This window comes from Aestuariivivens insulae (genome assembly GCF_022662195.1).
Lineage (GTDB): Bacteria > Bacteroidota > Bacteroidia > Flavobacteriales > Flavobacteriaceae > Aestuariivivens > Aestuariivivens insulae.
Genome location: NZ_JAKMCS010000001.1, coordinates 150,693 through 170,406, shown reverse-complemented (window position 1 = coordinate 170,406; position 19,714 = coordinate 150,693). Strand labels below are relative to the sequence as shown.

Below are 19,714 nucleotides of genomic sequence, written 5' to 3'. Positions count from 1 at the left end.
CTATTACCAACCTGGGTTTTGTTCTAAGTTAGGATTAATAAGTAACTCATCCGAAGGTAAAGGGAACAAATAATAGTGCTCTGGGAATGCTGGTGGTGTAGCAGGAATTAACTGTACATAACCAGATGCCGCTCCATTTTGAATTGGCAGTGTCACATTGTAATCTAATTGATTTACCCAACGCCCTAGTTTTACCTCGGTAGCATATTCCATTTTCTTCCAACGTCTTAAATCTTCTCGTCTAAAACCATCACCCATTAATTCGATAGCACGCTCTCTTCTTATTTCCCATAATACAGGATCAACAGAAGGGTCTCTATTAGGGTCCCAATCTGAAGTAATTGCAGCTACATCCATAGGAGCAACACCTCCACGAGCTCTTAACTTATTGATAGTGGCATCAGCATCAGCTTGAGTAAATTGACCTAATTCAAACTTTGCTTCAGCATTTATTAAGAATATTTCTCCCATTCTAAAGATAGGTTGGTCGTTAATATCTCGAGAAGATACTCTATCGTTAAGATCATTATAGATTTTCCAGAATCTATATCCATTTCCTGTTTGAGTTGGTGTTAATCTCTCAAAATTAGGAACTCTATCGGTAACACGTCCAGACCAGTTTCTATCTGGCAATTCCTTTGAAGGATACCCACCAGTTACTGCGGCCACTTTACCAAACCACTCAGCATCTGCAGGGTTCCCTGTATGCGTCCATGTTTGGGTTCCATTACCATTTATTTTATATGGTGGTGGTGTCATGGTTAAAATACGTGTATCTCTATTTCTAAACTCAGCATAATGGTCTTGATCTCCTTGAAATAAGGTGTTACTTGAATTGTAAATTGGTTTACCATCAACAGTTAAGAACATGTCTATACCTTTACGAGTTATATCATATTTGTTATTTGTAGAACGCGTATTAGTACTTCCCCAGTGTGTTAGTTCATCAATAACATAGTGCCTGTACAATAATATACCTGGCTCTCCAGCTAAGTCTAATGAATTATATACGGCATCATAGTTATCCATTATTGAAGGATACTTATTTACTAAAAAAGTAGAAGCATCAACAGCTGCTTGCAAATAGGTATTGGCATCACCTAAACTATGGTATTTACGCCAAGTACCTTCAAATAAAGCAAAACGCGCTAGTAAAGCTCTTGCTACGTCTGGGTTAATTGTATTTGGACCATCCCCATTAGTTTTGATAGTAGCTACGGCTTCATTTAGATCTCTTAAAATATTTGAGGCTACTAAATCTCTTGTATCCCTAGGTTTATTTAACTCTTCTAGATCTTGATCGGTTAATGAGTTTTCAATCCATGGTACACTTCCAAATATTTGTAGCATACCAAAATACTCGTGGGCTCTAAAAAACAAACCTACACCTCTCCAGTGTTCTTTATCTTCATCTAACAATTGTGAATCAGGGAGTGCATCTAACATAATATTAACGCGATTAATATTTACATAAGGCCCTACGGGAAGATCGTTGACTCGTCTAGTAGAGTATCTACTGTCTACAGTTGGTATATCATACTCTTGATTTAAGTAACCAGGGTTAACAGACGAGTTACCATTTTGCATTAAATCGGCTAGTAAATCGCGAGTAGCTGCCCAACTTGTTGAAGTGGGAAAACTTTCCAAAAAGTCATAAAACCCCCAAGCATATAACTTAATATTACTGTAAGTACTAAATATAGTAGCTTTAGAAAGCTCATCTTGAGGCGCTCTATCTAAGAAATCTTTATCACAAGATATCATAGTAACTAAAGCTACCAGTAAAAGTGAAATGTGTTTTAAATTTTTCATAATATCTTTTTTTTAGAATGACAGATTTAAACCAGCAGAAAACTGACGCATGATAGGGTATGCCCCATCTGAACCTTGGTCTGGATCTAAACCTTTAGGTAAATTATCGAAGGTAAACAAGTTGTTACCTGAAACAAATACTCTAAATTTATTAATTTTTAATCGCTTTAAAAAGTCGTTTGGCAAACTATATCCTAAAGTGATATTTTGAATTCTCAAATAACTTTCATCATGTAAGTATTTTGTTTGTACACGTCTGCTTCTTCCGTAGTTACTATCTAAGTTTCCTGCAGCAGCATTACCATAAATCCTTGGGAAATAAGCATCCTGATTGTCTGGTGTCCAATAATCCAATTGATACGCATAGATGTTATCGAATACAGATCGGTAAGGGAAAATTAAATCTGAATCTCTCCAGCCATCCTCTTTTCCAACACCGCTCAATACGAATGAAAAATCGAATCCTTTGTATTCAACATAACCATTAACACCAAATTGGTAACGTTTTCTACTATTACCTATTACTTTTCGGTCTCCAGGACCTGTATTAGGGATTATGTTACCATTAGCATCTACGTCGTAATCTGCTGTACTGTTACCATTAGTAATGATACCATCACCATCTAGATCTCTATACTTAATATCTCCAGGGTATGGGGTTGGTGCATTTTCAATATATGCTACTCCTGTCTTTAATTGTCTATTATCACCTGAAAGGTCTGCATTTAAAGTGCCATCTACAAAATCGTCTACTGTATAATACCCTTCGGTTACATAACCCCAAATATCACCTATAATTGCACCTTCAAAAAATTGTGAAAGGTTTTTTGATGGATTGTCAAATCGAGTAACTTCAGTTTGATTATCAAAGACATTCACATTGATGCCGTACGAAAAATCTCCTACTTTGTCATTCCAACCTAATTCAAATTCCCAACCGTCAGTACGAATGTCTCTAGCATTTTGTTCTGGAGGTAGTGCTCCTAACACAGAAGGTAATTGAACTCCGGGACCTAAGATATCTTCCGTATCTCTAATATAATAATCAAAAGATCCACTTAGTCTATTCTTAAAGAGACCGAAATCTATACCAATATTTTGAGTAACCACATTTTCCCATGTAAATCCAGCACTAATTAACTGAGCTGGACGAAATGTTAAATATCGTTGATCTGTGTCTAAATTAGTCCAACGAGTCGTATAATCTTCGTAACCTGGTATTGTTGGATAAAAATCTGGATGAGATTGATTTCCTATTACACCATAAGAAGCCCTTAATTTTAATAACGATATGAAATCTAGGTTGTCCATGAATGCCTCTTTGGTAACGTTCCAACCCGCAGAAGCAGATGGCAACCATACAAAACGATCTCCTTCAGCAAAACGAGAAGATCCATCGTAACGCAAATTTCCTTCTATAAAATACTTTTCTTTATAGTTGTAGTTAAATCTAGAAAAATAACCTACTACTGCCCAATCTTGAAACCCATCACCAACAGACACATTACTATCATCAAAGTTTAGGTTTAAAGAAGGCGTAACTACTGGATCAATTAGATCTCTAGCTGTAGCAAAGAAAAAGTCTTGTTTTTGTGATTCTCTGTTTAAACCTGCTAACAATTTAAAATTGTGGTTAGCTCCTAAAGTCAAATTATAATTAACATAGAGGTTAAGTGCATTATATATTCTATTTGTTTGATTTCTAGAAATACTCGTGCTACGTTGTGCATTATCTACAGATGTCGATGGGTTGAACCTAAATGTACTGTAATAACGTTGTCCCTCATCAATGTTTCTATTAGTAATATAATTCTTCTCAAATGTATACTCTCCAGTTAGTTTCAAATTTTTAACTGGGCTCCAATCTAACTTTTGGAACAATCTTAAGTTATCGTCCTCTCTCCTATTAGGAGTACTAAACTTAGCGTAATTAGCAGGAGAACCAAAAGGCAAAATAACACCAGAACCATCATCAAAATAACCTTCTGATGGGTCGAACATTCTAGCTCCTACTGCTTGTGAATATCTTGCATTGGGACGTGATTGAATACTTGAACGAAATAACACATTACTTGTTGATGTTAAATTATCTGAAATATCTGCAGATATATAGGCATTGACGTTATACTTTTTATAAGAGTCTTTATTGGTAACCATGACACCGTCTTGGTAACTATACCCCGTGTTTAATCGGTAAGCTACTTTTTCACCACCACCACTTACAGAAAAGTTATGGATTGTAGAATATCCGAATGTATCTATAAAATCACCAAAGTTATCACTGTCTGCCAATGGATAGTACTGCGCCCCATCAAAATGAATAGGGTAAGTAGCTCCTGTAACAGGATCTTTTACCAAATTTAATGCACTAGGATTGGTCTCGTACTGATTGATATAACCTAACCAGTCACTTACATTCTGACCAGCAAAATAGCTGTTTTCTCCCCAGAAATTTAACGATTGAACAAACTGCTTCGTCGTAGCTTTTACAGGCAAATCTGAAGGCGCAGAAATACTAGTTGTTATATTATAATCAAACTTAACTTTCTGGTTTTTCTTTCCTGTTTTTGTAGTAACTAAAATTACACCAAAAGCTGCTCTTGCACCATAAATAGATGATGCAGCCGCATCTTTTAATACAGAGATAGATTCAATATCTTGTGGGTTAACGTCATTAAGACTTCCTTGTACGTTGTTAATTAAAACTAAAGGAGAACCTCCATTTAAAGAATTAACACCACGAATATTTAAAGACACATTTTCAGAACCTGGCTGACCAGAACCTACAGTCACCTGCAAACCTGAAGCAACACCTTGTAATGCTTCAGCTGCATTGGTTATTGGTCTGTCTGCTATAATTGCATCCATTTTCACAAATGAATTAGCTCCAGTTACATTTGCTTTTTTTTGCGTACCAAAACCAACAACCACAACCTCATCCAGTTTAGAAACATCCTCCTGTAAGGTTACATTTATTGTGGTTTTTCCGGCCACAGATAATTCTTGGGTAACATACCCAACAAAAGATACTACAATAACCGCATTTTCATCTACAGTTAAGGAGTATTTCCCGTCAAAGTCTGCCGAAGCTCCCGTAGTTGTTCCTTTAACTACTACCGTAGCTCCCGCCAGTGGAAATCCTGTTTCGTCGGTCACCTTTCCTTCAACAGTTTTCTGTTGCGCATGTACCACTGTACTGAACAACATCAGAATCCCTAAAAGTTTTAATGTTAGTATTCTTTTCATAATTTAAAGATTGATTTAGTATTCATGTTTATTATTAATTAGTTCAATTTTAGTAACTGTCCTTAATCCAGTTATAAGGTTGGCGCTTAATCCACATGCCCCTTGTGAAATCTGGGAAGTCCTGTGGCTCGCCATTGTTCTCTATCGAAGCTTCAGACAGTGGGGTGATGGCACTCCATGCCGCTGCATCGTAGGCATCCAGTGGTGGGGCTATGTTTTGTTTGGCAGATTCAACAAATGCCTGTAGCACAAAAAAGTCCATACCGCCATGTCCCGCTCCTGTTGCCAGCTCACCGTATTTCTTCCATAACGGGTGGTCGTATTTCTCCAACCAGGCCTTCGACTCATCCCAATGGTGCGGTTTCGACTGGCCCTCTATATAGATCCTGTCACCGTCCTTTTCCCATAGGCCTTTGGTGCCCTGCACCCTAAACCCTAATGAATAAGGTCTTGGCAACGACACATCGTGGGTCACGATGATGGTCTCCCCATTGGCCGTTTCTATGGTAGAAGTGATCACATCGCCCATCTTAAAGTTCACCTTGGCATTGGGGTGGTCCTTACCGCCGTGGTCCACTATATAATTGTGAAGCCCCCTGCTCTTGGTGGCATGCGAGGTCAACGATAGAAAACGGTTCCCCCTGTTGATATCGCACATGGTGGCCATAGGGCCCACACCGTGCGTTGGGTAAACGTCGGCATTCCTTAACACAGAGTGTTGGGTGCGCCATACCGATTCCGATATGCCCTTCTCGCCAAACTCCACGCCCTCACCATAGGCCGTCTTACCATCGTTAAGCATCACGAAGCGCAGGTCGTGCTGATAGCCACATCTAAAGTGTACCAGTTCCCCAAACACATTTTGCTTAACCATATTAAGTACCGCCAGCACATCGCGACGGTAGTTTACGTTCTCCAGTATCATCATATGGGTGCCCGTATGCTCGTGCGTGTTCACCAGGTCCCAGCACTCTTCCAGGGTATTGGCCGCCGATACTTCAAGCCCGGCATATTTACCGGCCAGCATTGCGTCCTTGGCCATACGGGTATGCCATAGCCATGGGGTCGCGATAATGACCGCGTCCACGTTCTTAAGCTCCAAAAGGTTTCTGTAGTCCAGTTCGTTGCTACCAAAGACCTCAGGTTTCTTATGGCCCGCCTTCTCGATCTTGTCCAGGGCAATGCTTATCCTATTGGGGTCAATATCGCATATGGCCGTGATCTCCACATCTTTCCTGTGAAGGGCATTGTTTAAATGGTTCGTTCCCCTTAATCCAACCCCTATAAAGGCCAGTTTAAGTTTTTCTGCATTGGAACCCGATAAACCAAAAGTTAAATTGGGCAATGTAGCAATCCCTACTCCTGCAATTGCCGATTTTTTGATAAAACTCCTTCTTGTATTCATATTCAATAATATTTACAATTCAACCTTTAAGATTTTATATACTTAATTACATATTGAAGATCGAGTTACAAATTTGTTAATGTTTTAACATATTTAGCGTAGATTTTTTTACCTAAAACAGACGGTTTTTTACTCAATAATACCCTATTGATTAATATACCTACCCTTTTCGCTTATTTAACCCTCCATTTCGAAAAACAGGAGCTAACCCCTTGATTTCAAACAGAACTCTTGCGCAGTAATACCTAAATTTACTTTTTTTTAACATAAAAATCCATTAATTTTGGTATCATCTCACAACAAGAATCAACCTCTCAAACATGAATACGTCTTTAAGGCATTTTTGTTTTTTGTTTTTACTTAATTGCATATCTATATGCCATGCGCAAATAGAATCTAACTTTATTAAGTTAGACAAACCTTTTGTTAGCTATGCGCCGTTTACTGAAGATCATTTTGGCCATATGGTTTTTATTGCGGGAAATGGGATATACACCTACAATGGATATAATTTCATACACAAACCCTTAACTACTATTTTTGGGAATGACTTTACACGAGACTCCAATTTTTTCTTAACTAAAGACTCTAAAAACAACCTTTGGCTCTCCTCCTTTAAAGGCGAGTTAACACAAATTAGAACCAACGGCGAAAAGACCTCTTTTAAAGAAGCCCTTAAAACCAATGATACCTACACCCAAATAACCTATATAAAGACTAACGGTGATACTGTTTGGTTTGGATCGGTAAACGGTGTAGTTTATAAACACCTCTTAGGCAGCAATACTATAAAACCAATATTCTCATTACCCAAAATGGATAATACCGAACAATCTATTAAGACTATAGCCTTAACCAGTTCAAATGAATTATGGGTAAGCACTACAAGAGGTTATATTTATAAATACTCAATAATAACAAACTCTCTAGAATTCTTTGATAAACTCAAAACTAGGGGTGCACAAGGTATTTTAATTACTAACGACAATTTAGGACGTTTATGGATTGTAACAGAATTAGACGGGCTGCATTGTTATAACCCTAAAGACGATACCTTAAAGCAGTACGACATCACAAAAAACAATAAGACGTCACAATTTCATATGTTTAATTCTCTATTTTGCGATCGGGCTGGAACGATATGGGCCGGAACTGATGGTGATGGCCTATATAGTATTGACACAAAGAATGATGAACTCACTATTTTTAAGCATAATGAAAACGATGAATTTTCAATAAGCGACAATACCATTCTTTATATTACCGAAGACTCTAAAAACAATATTTGGGTAATGGCCAAAAAAGGGGTTATCAACATACTTCCCAAAAACACCAATAAAATAAAATACTATAATGGCCTGGAGCATGAGGGATCGACCACGGTACTATCCATCTTAAAATCCTCGGATGGCACATTATATTTGGGTACCGACGGCAAAGGCCTTAACAAAGTGTCCCCAAACCACAAGAAAACTCAGTATAGTCCATCCCAAAAAGGCGATAGATTTTTTAAAGGCCGTTACATCCAAACTATGGTAGAAGATGCCAATGGCAACATCTGGTTAGGCACCTACCAAAATGGGGTATGGATCTATAACCCCAAAACAAATCACTTCAACAAAATAGGCCCTGCCAACATATCTTCTCCAGACATAAGGATGATCTTTAAAGACTCTAAAAACAGAATATGGGTTGCCTTTGAAACGGCGCTATATGTATTTAACTCTAATCAAAAATTGTTAGCGACCTTTAATTTTAATGATAAAGGGTTATTTGGCAAAATATGTATGGCCATTAACGAAGATGAACATGGTTTTTTATGGATAGGTTTAAATCCGGCAAGAACAGGTTCAAGACCCAATTTATATAAACTCAATGAAGATGCTCAAGATCTTAACCAATCTTATTTCACAAAACACAATTACTTTACCTATAACCCTGAAGATGTTAGAAACTATAATATACACTCCATAAAACCAGATCAAAATGGCAATTTATGGATTTTATGCGCTTCTGGAATGCTCATCAAATACAACATAAACAACGATTCCTTTAAGTCATTTGCCAATAATAAACATTTGAGCAATACATATATTACTTCCCTTTTAATTGAAGACCCCAATAACTTATGGTTAAGCAGTTCAAATGGTATTCACCACTACAATTTAACATTAGACAAACTTAAATCTTACTATCGGATAGATGGCCTTCATAATACCAATTTTTATAGAAGAAGTGATTTTAAAGATCGTAATGGTATGTTATACTTTGGGGGAGATAATGGTGTCAATGCCTTTTTACCGTCTGAAATAGAAAAAAATGACACAGAGGCCAAACTTTTTATAAATGACATTGAAATTTTAAACAAACCTGCCAGTAATATCATTCCCGAACAAGTAAGCAATGGAAGTGAATATGTTAAAAATTTGAACTTAAATTATGATCAATCCTCATTTTCATTTCAGTTTTCAGCTTTAGGCAACTTAATAAACACCGATTACCATTATGCCTACCGACTTAATGGTTTTGATAAAGAATGGATTACCCCAAGAGAAGAAAGAACAGCCACCTATACCAATATCCCCTATGGTAATTACACTTTCGAAGTTAAGGCCGGTTCAAAAAGAGACGAATGGAATATAGATCCCATATCGATAAGCTTATTTATAAAACCACCTTGGTGGCACAGTACATGGGCTTACCTATTATATTTAGTTATAGGCTCCTTTGTCATTTACGGGTTTTGGCTATGGTTTAACTTAAAAAACAAGCTCATTAAAGAAACGTGGCAAAACAATAAAGAAAAAGAGCTTTATGCACTTAAAATGAACTTCTTCGCCAAAATGTCGCACGAAATCCAAACGCCTTTAACACTTATATTGGGGCCTATAGGTGATATGCTTAAGCGTGCTGGCGACAACGGCAATAAGCTATTACAGCAACGCTTGTTAATGATTAATAATAACGCCAACAGATTATCGAGAATTGCCATGGAGTTAATGACGGTAAGAAATAAAGAACTTGGTAAACTTCGTGTGTATGCTTCAAAAAATAACCTTATTAAAGACTTAAAGCGAATTGCCCTATCCTTTAGTGAACAAGCTAGGTTTAAAAACATTCATTTTATACAGCAATACCCAGAACAAACAGAGATTAATATTTGGTATGACAGTGACAAAATAGAGCATGTTATTTACAATTTATTGTCCAATGCTTTTAAGTTTACCCCTAAAGAAGGTACTATTTCACTCAAAGTAGCCATAAATGAACCTGAAGAATTGGTAGAAATATTAGTTAGGGATTCTGGCCCAGGCATTCCGAAAGAAGAACTTGAGGATATTTTCAAATTATTTTACCAATCCGATTTAGGAAAACACAACAAAGGTATTGGCGTAGGCCTTGCCCTTACCAAAGAACTTATTTCATTGCATAAAGGAGAAATAAATGTTAAGTCATCACCAGAAAATGGCACCTGCTTTTCGGTTAAGTTGTCTACTAAGGACACTATTTTTTCTGAAGATGAGAAAATTTTTGTTGAAGATTCCAATATGATATCCAACTCTATTGAAGACGAGTTTAAAGCTTTGGAAACTAATTACAGCATAAAAACAAATACTGAAGCCGATAAAAACCATACGCTCTTAATAGTGGAAGATAATATTGAGATGCAAATGTTTTTACGTGATGTTTTATCAAACGCCTATCATTTACTTATCGCCTCAAATGGCAAGGAAGGCATTGAACTTGCAGAAAAACATGTACCCGATTTAATTATAAGCGATATTATGATGCCCGTGGTAGATGGCTTCGAGATGTGCAAACTGCTTCAAAAGAAAAAGGTTACCGCCCATATCCCCATTATTCTTTTAACCGCTAAAAATTCGTCGTCCACAAAAATAAAAGGCTTACAAATTGGCGCTATAGAATACATAAAAAAACCGTTTAACTTTCACGAACTCCAACTCAAAATAAACAACATATTAAAAGCTAAAGAAAAAGCCATCTCAAAATATAAAACCGATTTAATTAGCAATCCAGAACATATTAAGGAACCTTCTAAAGATGAACTTTTTATGGAAAAACTTGTTAATGAATTAAACCAACAATTGGAAAATCCAGGTTTTAAATTAGAAGACCTAACAAAGGCCTTTAATATGAGCTATTCTGTAATCTTTAGAAAGTATCAAGATATCACTGGAAAAACCTTAATTGATCTCGTCAAGTCCTTAAGACTAAAGAAAGCGGCCCTATTGATCATTCAAAACGGCTACAGCATATCTGAAGCAGCCTATACAGTAGGCTATAAAGACGCCAAATATTTCACAAAGAGTTTTAAAGAAGAGTTTGGCATACCCCCTGCTTCATTTAAAAGAGAAAGCAAGGATATGGATTGGGAAGACTTAGCAAAAAAGTATAATATTGAATATCATAACTAATCTGGACGTAAATCAAAGGATTCTGAATAAGAAGAAATACCCCTTCTTGTACCAATTTCCCTTTTATTGTGACTATCAAAATTATTACATAGCCATTATTTATTTTCAATTCATTCATTAAAAATTTTTAATGCTCCGTTTATACTTTTCAATTTCTTCCAATGTTAATTCCATTTTCAAATATGGTTTTCCAAAACTGCTCCTGATCTCTTTCACTTTACTGAGAATATAACTGAAATCATCCTTAAGCTGGGCAATTCTTTCTTCCAATCGTTCATATATTATTTTGGGAACGGTGGTCTCTTCTAACCATTCCTCTTCCCTATCTACGCCATCAAATTTCTTCTCGACAAATTCAACATCGTCAAAAAAATAATCATTGTCATTTTCCTATTCTAATTGTGACTCAAACAGGGATTGAAGCATGGCGACCGTAGGTAGGGTCTGGCTTTGCTCTATACTTTTTAAAATAGCAATGGCATTGTTGATCCTTCGTTTGATCCTAATCTCAATGGCTCTTAGGCTACCATCTATAGAATCCATTGGGGACAGCTCATGGATCTCGAAAAAATCGAGCATGGCTTCCATAGTTTCTGTATTGGATAATGAAATTGCCTTAGAGAAAGCCCTAAACCGTATTGCAGTTTCTCTCTTGAAGTTGACACCTGAATAACCGTATTTTGAAAATTCACCCATGTTTTGCTGCAAATATTCACCTGTTTACTGGGGGTTTGAGCGTTTTTGCTGCAAATCACCATTTCAACAATTTTAACTGATCTTCCATAACTCCTTATATCCAGGGGCTTTGCGAAGCAAATGAAGTACGTAGCGCTGCGCCAGCACGCTACCCTCTTGCTTGTCATTTCACCATGCCATGCATTATGAAACTTTCCAACAACTGATTTTCTATCAGTTGCCCCCTTAGAAATTATTTTTACCTTATTAAGCTTGTTCAATTTTCTTATGTAAACAATTTTTGAGCATACCACAAACGGAAGACAAAATTTTGTTTCAAATTTTCAAGTGAAAAATTGGGGGAACCTTTGGGGGTGCCGATTTTATGCGCCAACAAATTTGAACACAAATATTTTGCGACGTTTACTTTTCGAAAATATTGGATTAATATATAGCTCTAAGATTATAAAAGTTTGAAAAAAAACTTATTATGGGCTCGACTTTATTTTGAAGTCCTGCACCAGCGAACTTAAGTTCAAAATGCCCCCTTTGCATTTTGGTCTTGTGTTCAAGGTTATGCAATGAAGCGCTTTTCCCGAAATGAAGTATACGACATGAAGGGTAATGTGCTGCAATGGAGTTTATTGTTCTTAATGCCGTTTTCCCATTCTGAAACCCTTAATCATTGCCGAGTAACAACATTCAGGATTTATCTAAAAATTCAAGCTTATAATTTCACCTTGTTTTTTAGGATTTCATCAATACGATCCAAACAGTGCATTTGCTCATGTGGTAATAGCTCCATAATAAGCTCAATAACTTTTGTTACACTGTGCTCGGCAATATTGCTTCTATATGCAGGTGACACCAATACCCCATTCCCATCCAAACAGTAATAGCAGACCTTCAAAAGTTCCTCTATGTAACTGGCGATATCCTCATTATTGGAAACTTCAATGTTTATTGTTTTTCGGGTTCGGTTTCCACATAGTTCGGTTTTCATTCCCGAATGGCTATCGAGAAAGTCTTTGATCTTTTTAAGTTTTTGGCCCTTTTGTTTCATGATAACTCAATTTTTAAGTTTATGAAGCCAAGGTGTTTTTACAATGCAATTTTTCAAGACTTTCCAAATGTCTATCTCCTAAACGCTTTGCTTCATCAAAGAACTGTATACATTTATTATAGACCTTATCGGCTTCATTATCGGAAAACTCGGTTTTGGATTTAAATCGCATTATATCGTGGGCATTGCAAAGCATATAGGATTTACGTTGTAGGCCATATGTTCTTTTTGGAAAAATGGTCTGAGGCAATTGCGTAAAATGACCACATAGATGGAAAAGATAAGACAGGGCATAATACTGTGGCCTAAATTCCCAAAATACATACAGAAGCCCCAAACAGACCTGTTCCATGGCACTTTGCATAATGGCCATCCTTGCCGTAACGTCTTCCATGGGCTCTACGCTGTCCAAAACATAGAGCAGATACCTTGCACGTCTCATTCGAACCGTCCAAGTTTCCCTTATTTCTTCATAAATGGTTGGATGGTAATATCTCCCGTAGTTTTTGAATCTTGACAAAGCATCATCTTTTAAATATAAACAAGGGACTTGAGGTATTATTGGGGTTAAAAAATTATCACCAAGGTCCAATAACTTAACTGTTTTGGACAATGTATAATTGATTAAATAAACCCTACATCGCTGTTGCATCTTATGGTATATTTCATCCATAAGATCGCCTAAATCCTTTGCTATGGGTTTATAGGTGATTATTAGCAGCGTATATGTTGCCTGATTTTGGGAATTAACGCAATTTGGCGTATGATATACGGTTTGTTTTTGTTTCTCTTCTAATGCACTTATAACATATATGGAATGCAAAGACATGATTCCTTTTAATAATTTTAATAGCTCCTTTTTCAAAGGGTACCATATTCGAGTTTTAGATTTATCATTCATAACTGCTATCACTTAAAATTAAACTGTCATACTTTTATATGATAAATATAATGAAAAATATCGTTTGTCATATTATTATATGACATAAAAACAACTAAATAGTATGAAATTTGTTACATGACAAAAGATCAATTAAGTAAAAAGATCGGAAAAAAGATTATAGAAATTAGATCCAAAAAGGGGCTAAGTCAATCTGATTTAGCTCGGGCTTGTGGAAAAGACCGTCAAGCAATTGAAAAAATAGAAAATGGGAAGGTTAACTCAACCTCTTATTCATTATATCAAATTTCAAAGGCTTTAGAGGTTCCTCTTTATGAACTGTTTATATTTTAATTAAGTTATTTTATTACCAAATTCCCTTTCAATATACTCCCGTTAATCTGTGAGGAGCATATTGAAAGGGAATTCTTTTTTGGCCTTAAAAAATATTGGTTTGGGTTTGTTTGCCCTCAAGTTGTTCTTTACTCTCAAACCGATTTAATAGGTTTTGAATATCCTCACTAATTTTTGTCTCAATAACCCTGGCATAAATTTGAGTAGTTGACAACTTAGTGTGTCCCAAAAGCTTTGATACAGTCTCTATAGGAACACTATTAAATTGCATAAAAATCATTATAAAGGTATACCTGACCACATTTATGTATACCATAGGTTTTGTTATATCCTTCGAATAGATTTTAGCCTTTTAATTGAAACTAAAAGAAATCGAATGGGATCAATAAAAATTAAAAGAGAAAAAATAAAAATGTTGTACCTATGTTGTACCTAAACAAAAAAAGCCTCTCAAAATTGAGAAGCTTTTTATTAAAAATATCTAAGTGAAAAAGTGCGGGCGGGGAGACTCGAACTCCCACACCTCGCGGCACCAGATCCTAAGTCTGGCGTGTCTACCAATTCCACCACGCCCGCTTTTTCAAAATTTTAAGAACTTTTATTTGGTTAAATCCTAAGTCTAGCGTGTCTACCAATTCCACCACGCCCGCTAAAGGACTGCAAATATAAACAAGATTTTTAAATTGCAAACCTTCAACCCCTAAAAACATTTCTTTTTTTATACTTTTGAAAAGAACTTTATATATGATCCATGGATACTGTACAAGCTTATATTAAAACCCATAAAGACCGTTTTTTAAACGAACTCATCGAATTACTTAAAATCCCGTCTATAAGTGCCGATTCTGCTTATAAAAACGACGTTTTAAAAGCAGCCGAAGCCGTAAAAACCAGTTTGGAAAATGCAGGGTGCGATACTGTTGAAATCTGCAAAACCGATGGGTACCCCATCGTTTATGGTGAAAAAACTATTGATCCAAACTTACCAACCGTATTAGTGTACGGCCATTACGATGTGCAACCACCAGACCCATTGGATTTATGGCATTCGCCTCCGTTTGAACCCGTTATTAAAACAACAAACAAACACCCAGAAGGGGCCATTTTTGCTCGTGGTGCTTGCGACGACAAAGGGCAAATGTATATGCATGTTAAGGCTATGGAGTTTATGACCTCAACTAACCAGCTGCCCTGTAACGTTAAGTTTATGATTGAAGGCGAAGAAGAAGTTGGCAGCCCCAACCTAGCCATTTTTGTAAAAAACAATCAGGATAAATTAAAAAACGATGTTATCCTTATTTCAGATACAGGCATGATTGCCAATGACACCCCTTCCATAACCACAGGGTTACGTGGTTTAAGCTATGTTGAAGTGGAGGTTACCGGGCCAAACCGCGATTTGCATTCGGGATTATATGGTGGTGCTGTGGCCAACCCTATCAATGTATTAACTAAAATGATTGCCTCTTTGCACGATGAGAACAACCACATCACCATCCCTGGGTTTTATGATAAGGTAGAGGTACTATCAGACGAAGAACGTGCCGAAATGGCCAAAGCCCCTTTCAATTTAGACAACTATAAAAATGCTTTAGACATAGCCGATGTATATGGTGAAACAGGTTATTCCACCAACGAACGCACATCCATTAGGCCTACTTTGGATGTAAATGGTATTTGGGGTGGTTACACTGGTGAAGGTGCCAAAACCGTAATTGCCAGTAAGGCCTATGCCAAAATATCCATGCGCTTGGTTCCCCATCAAGATTGGGAAGAAATTACCCAGTTATTCCAAACCCATTTCGAAAGCATCGCGCCTAAAGCGGTAAAAGTTAAGGTAACGCCCCATCATGGCGGGCAAGGTTATGTTACGCCTATAGATAGTATTGGCTACCAGGCTGCCAGTAAAGCCTATCAAGACGCCTTTGGCAAAACTCCAATCCCACAGCGTAGTGGCGGAAGTATCCCCATTGTATCACTCTTTGAACAGGAGCTAAAGAGCAAAACCATTTTAATGGGCTTTGGTCTGGATAGCGATGCCATACATTCCCCTAACGAGCATTTTGGCGTCTGGAACTACCTCAAAGGCATAGAGACCATTCCGTTGTTTTATAAGTACTTTACAGAGCTATCCAAATAACAAATTCAACACAAATAATTTGGGTGTTCCCCTGGCGTTTGGGCCAGGGGCGCGCTTTCGGTAGTCGCTTTTATCGGGGCGAGGCTCTCGAAGCCCCTTATAAAGAGCTCCAACAATACCTCAATCGCTAACACATTGGCTATTCAATTATGCAAAGCAACCATTTAAACCATCTTGCTCTCCTTTTATTGGCAACATTATTCATAAGCACATCGGGAGCTTTAGGCAAATTTATAGACATGCCCGTACCTGTAATTATTTGGTGGCGTTCCATAATGGCCGCTTTTATATTATATGCGTTTTGTAGGTATAAAAAGATAAGTCTAAAACTAAAAACGAAAAAAGACCTTTTGCTTTTTATTATTAGCGGTCTGTTTTTAGCTACCCATTGGATTACCTATTTTTATGCCTTAAAATTATCCAATGTCGCTATTGGTATGCTATCGTTATTTGTGTACCCCATAATTACTGCTTTAATCGAGCCTTTATTCATTAAGGTGAAATTCGATTACATATACATCCTTTTGGGCATCATGGTCTTGATTGGCATTTATATTCTAGCACCGGAATTTAACTTGGAAAGCTCTCATGTACAAGGCGCCTTACTGGGATTGCTTTCGGCCTTGTTTTATGCCATTCGCAATATCATTTCCAAACTAATGATTCCCCAATACAATAGCACCTCGATAATGCTATATCAAATAGGGGTTATTAGTATGGTGTTGTTGCCAACATTATTCATTATGGATGGTTCGGGAATGGTTACACAATATCCCTATGTTATCCTTTTGGCAGTCGTGACTACCGCTATAGGCCACACCATGCTGGTCAATAGCCTAAAGCATTTCACCGTAAGCACAGCAAGTATTATTAGTAGCATTCAGCCTATTTTAGGCATTCTTATTGCTTTTATTTTTTTAGGTGAAATCCCTACTTGGAATACCTTCTTTGGAGGACTCATTATCCTTTCAACAGTGGTTATAGAAAGCATACGATCTAATAGGAAAAACAAGGGACTCTCTAAATAACAACGCTACAATAATTTAAGCCCCTTGTTTCCAATCAAATCAAACCAAACCACTATGGTAATTGAGAGTAGCCATGCTTTGTTTTCCAAAGGAAGTATTTTTCAAACAACACTTTGGAGAAATCGAATATTACGTTTGGTATCATAATGGCAAAGCTGCGGGGTTTAAATAGGTTATTACTTAAAATAATAACTTCTTTTTTACCAGCGTCCATCACGCAAATGCCTGGTATTTTGCCCCATGCTTTTTGTTTTAGTTTTGTTTTGCCTTGGGAGGTCCTATAAATATTTTCGGCTACAATTTTTCCAGTTTCATCAGAGGGATATCCTGTTTTGGGTGTAGAAAAAGGCACCTTACCCGGTGTAAAGGGCAGCTTAACATCTACAGCTATTCCTGCAGCCCATACATTAGGAAGTTCGGTATGTCTGTAATCATCATTTACAGGAATATAACCCACAGGCGTCGCTTTTAGGCCTTCAGATTTTGTCACAAAATCGACTCCCACAAACGGTGGCATAAGCATGGTAAACTTACTATTAATCACTTCACCTGTGCTTAAAATCACTTTGTCCTTTTGCACCTCTTTTACTCCTACTTCTGTTCTATAGTGAATATTGAACATTTTCATAAACGATTTAAGCATGGTTTCACCGCCAGTCATGCCATCAATTCCAAAGTGTCCCAAAAAGGTTTCTGGGGTAATCCAATACAAGTTTACTTTTTTTCTAATATGCTGTTCACGTAGCCATTTTTCAACATTAAACAAAAATTCGTAAGCCGCTCCCATACATCCGGCATTTTGGGTAGCCCCAATAACTATATCGCCGGGTTCTTTTTTAAAGGCTTCTAAAGCAGCCCTGGTTTTCAAAGCGCCATTGGGCGTACCAATATAATGGGCATATTCCTTAACTCCCGGAGCCACATCGTATTTTACTTTGGGGCCCGTAGCAATCACTAAATGATCGTAGTTAACCTCACCCTTATCGGTAAAGACAACTTGCATTTTGGTATCTACGCGTAAAGCTTCGGCATGCATGAATTCGACCCCTTTCTTTTTTAGAATGGTATCTTTTCTAAAAGAAATGTCTTTTATTTCACGCCTTCCAAAAGGCACCCATATTAATGACGGTATGAACAAAAACAACGGCGACTTATCTACCATGATAACTCTGTGTTCTTGTTTTCCTTTTCGCTTTAGCTCTAGGGCTGCAGTCATTCCTGCGAAGTTCCCTCCAATTACTACTGTTGTGGTCATGATTTCTTGTTTTATACCATTAAAATTAGTCCATTCAACCCACATGGAATGTTATAAATGTTACATAACGATGTTGTCATTAATCGATGCCCATAAACGAATACTTCAAATTAACTTCACATAATAAATCCTCTAGTATCAAGGGAATTAATGTAACATTTCATCACTTTTTACGTTCTAATACATAATCAATCAAAATCGAACACATCATGTTAAAACGCTTTTTTATTATCTGCTCGGGCAGTGATGCCCAAATTTTAGAGGATTGCCCACAAGGTGAACAAAACAAATATGCCGGTATTGGCGCTACCGTTTTCTTTACCGCTCTTATGGCTTTTATAGCTGCCAGCTATGCCCTTTATACGGTTTTCGACAACCTGTTTACTGCTATCTGTTTTGGTTTTATTTGGGGTTTGCTCATCTTTAACTTAGACCGATATATTGTATCGACCATCAAAAAAACAGGTAATATTGTTGACGAACTCATTCAAGCTTCACCTCGAATTATTTTAGCAGTCATAATTGCTGTGGTAATATCCAAACCTTTGGAATTAAAAATATTTGAAAAAGAAATTGATCAAGTGCTTTTAACTGAAAAAAATGACATGACCCTTGCCAATAAAAACCAGATTGAAGCACAGTTTGCTCCAAATATAACAACGCTCAAAAACGATATTACAGCGTTACAAAATGAAATAAACACAAAAGAAGCAGAAGTTAATGCGTTGTACGACACTTACATTGCCGAAGCCGAAGGCCGTGAAGGCACTAAGCTTTTAGGCAAAGGCCCCGTATATAAAGAGAAAAGAGAAAAACACGATGCCGCCCTGGCTGAATTACAGCAACTTAAAGCTGATAATAAAGCAAAAATCAAGACGCTTGAAAATCAAATAGCACAATTGCAAGGCGATTTCGAAACCCAAATTACAAGCACCCAACCCATCATCAATAACTTCGATGGATTAATGGCCCGTGTTAATGCTTTGGGGAAACTGCCTTGGCTACCTTCATTTTTTATATTTCTTTTGTTTTTAGCTATAGAAACGGCCCCAATTTTTGCTAAACTATTATCCCCAAAAGGCTCATACGATTTTAAACTAGAAGACCAAGAAATGGCAGTTAAAACCATTGTGCTCCAAAACAACAAACAAAGGGATGTCATGCTTAAAGCAGATTATGCGCTTAATGACCGTATTTATACTGATATTGAAAGCGAAGAGGAGCTGTATCAATACAAACGTAAAAAAGCCAGGGAGTTGTTGCAATTGCAAGCCGATGCCTTTTTTAACAAACAGAAAAGTGCTTTGTAGGTTTATTACTGAGCTATTAAGTTATTAGGTTATTGGGCTAACCTACTATGAATTTTGATAAAATTTTAGTCTGTGAAATTGTTCTCGATACGTCCCGCCTTTGGCGGACA

Annotated in this window: 13 protein-coding genes and 1 tRNA gene; 5 read left to right on the top strand and 9 right to left on the bottom strand. The window is 37.0% G+C overall.

All coding sequences use genetic code 11. The features are described from left to right. Positions 1-3: 3 nt before the first annotated feature. The 3 genes from MR062_RS00645 to MR062_RS00635 are packed head-to-tail and all read right to left on the bottom strand — an operon-like array spanning position 4 to position 6,463. The gene (locus tag MR062_RS00645) at positions 4-1,812 is read right to left on the bottom strand and encodes a RagB/SusD family nutrient uptake outer membrane protein (RefSeq protein ID WP_242202120.1); all 1,809 of its coding nucleotides are present in this window, start codon (positions 1,810-1,812) and stop codon (positions 4-6) included. A gap of 12 nt (positions 1,813-1,824) precedes the next feature. After that, positions 1,825-5,058 (bottom strand): SusC/RagA family TonB-linked outer membrane protein, encoded by a 3,234-nt coding sequence (locus tag MR062_RS00640; RefSeq protein WP_242202119.1) that lies wholly within the window; start codon positions 5,056-5,058, stop codon positions 1,825-1,827. Positions 5,059-5,107: 49 nt separating this feature from the next. Then, positions 5,108-6,463 carry a Gfo/Idh/MocA family protein gene (locus tag MR062_RS00635; protein WP_242202118.1) on the bottom strand — a complete coding sequence of 452 codons (1,356 nt, stop codon included), beginning with the start codon at positions 6,461-6,463 and terminating at the stop codon, positions 5,108-5,110. 320 nt (positions 6,464-6,783) lie between these two features. Between MR062_RS00635 and MR062_RS00630 the strand changes: the two genes are divergently transcribed. Beyond that, positions 6,784-10,899 (top strand): two-component regulator propeller domain-containing protein, encoded by a 4,116-nt coding sequence (locus MR062_RS00630; RefSeq protein ID WP_242202117.1) that lies wholly within the window; start codon positions 6,784-6,786, stop codon positions 10,897-10,899. Positions 10,900-11,289: 390 nt separating this feature from the next. Here the strand turns inward: MR062_RS00630 and MR062_RS00625 are convergent, their stop codons facing one another. The 3 genes from MR062_RS00625 to MR062_RS00615 all read right to left on the bottom strand — a co-directional run bounded on the left by MR062_RS00625 (position 11,290) and on the right by MR062_RS00615 (position 13,466). Then, on the bottom strand, positions 11,290-11,595 hold the full coding sequence (locus tag MR062_RS00625; RefSeq protein WP_242202116.1) for a BfmA/BtgA family mobilization protein: 306 nt from the start codon (positions 11,593-11,595) through the stop codon (positions 11,290-11,292). A 706-nt stretch (positions 11,596-12,301) separates the two neighbouring features. After that, entirely contained in the window at positions 12,302-12,637 is a 336-nt protein-coding gene (locus MR062_RS00620) for a hypothetical protein (RefSeq protein WP_242202115.1), read from the bottom strand. 19 nt (positions 12,638-12,656) lie between these two features. Next, positions 12,657-13,466 (bottom strand): hypothetical protein, encoded by an 810-nt coding sequence (locus MR062_RS00615; RefSeq protein WP_242202114.1) that lies wholly within the window; start codon positions 13,464-13,466, stop codon positions 12,657-12,659. 189 nt (positions 13,467-13,655) lie between these two features. On the opposite strand from MR062_RS00615, the gene MR062_RS00610 reads away from it, so the two are divergent. After that, entirely contained in the window at positions 13,656-13,871 is a 216-nt protein-coding gene (locus MR062_RS00610) for a helix-turn-helix transcriptional regulator (RefSeq protein ID WP_242202113.1), read from the top strand. An 85-nt stretch (positions 13,872-13,956) separates the two neighbouring features. On the opposite strand, the gene MR062_RS00605 is transcribed toward MR062_RS00610, so the two are convergent. After that, a complete protein-coding gene (locus MR062_RS00605; RefSeq protein WP_394800519.1) occupies positions 13,957-14,187 on the bottom strand; it encodes a hypothetical protein in 231 nt (76 codons plus the stop codon). Positions 14,188-14,365: 178 nt separating this feature from the next. After that, positions 14,366-14,447, bottom strand: a tRNA-Leu gene (locus tag MR062_RS00600). A gap of 175 nt (positions 14,448-14,622) precedes the next feature. Between MR062_RS00600 and MR062_RS00595 the strand changes: the two genes are divergently transcribed. Both MR062_RS00595 and MR062_RS00590 read left to right on the top strand, forming a co-directional pair. Further along, positions 14,623-16,011: a dipeptidase gene (locus MR062_RS00595; RefSeq protein ID WP_242202112.1), complete on the top strand. Its 1,389-nt coding sequence runs from the start codon at positions 14,623-14,625 to the stop codon at positions 16,009-16,011. Positions 16,012-16,160: 149 nt separating this feature from the next. After that, the gene (locus MR062_RS00590; RefSeq protein WP_242202111.1) at positions 16,161-17,039 is read left to right on the top strand and encodes a DMT family transporter; all 879 of its coding nucleotides are present in this window, start codon (positions 16,161-16,163) and stop codon (positions 17,037-17,039) included. A gap of 52 nt (positions 17,040-17,091) precedes the next feature. Here MR062_RS00590 and MR062_RS00585 read toward each other — a convergent pair whose 3' ends face one another. Next, a complete protein-coding gene (locus MR062_RS00585; RefSeq protein WP_242202110.1) occupies positions 17,092-18,294 on the bottom strand; it encodes an NAD(P)/FAD-dependent oxidoreductase in 1,203 nt (400 codons plus the stop codon). 209 nt (positions 18,295-18,503) lie between these two features. On the opposite strand from MR062_RS00585, the gene MR062_RS00580 reads away from it, so the two are divergent. Further along, complete coding sequence (locus MR062_RS00580; protein WP_242202109.1) at positions 18,504-19,604, top strand: DUF4407 domain-containing protein; 1,101 nt, start codon at positions 18,504-18,506, stop codon at positions 19,602-19,604. Positions 19,605-19,714: the final 110 nt, after the last annotated feature.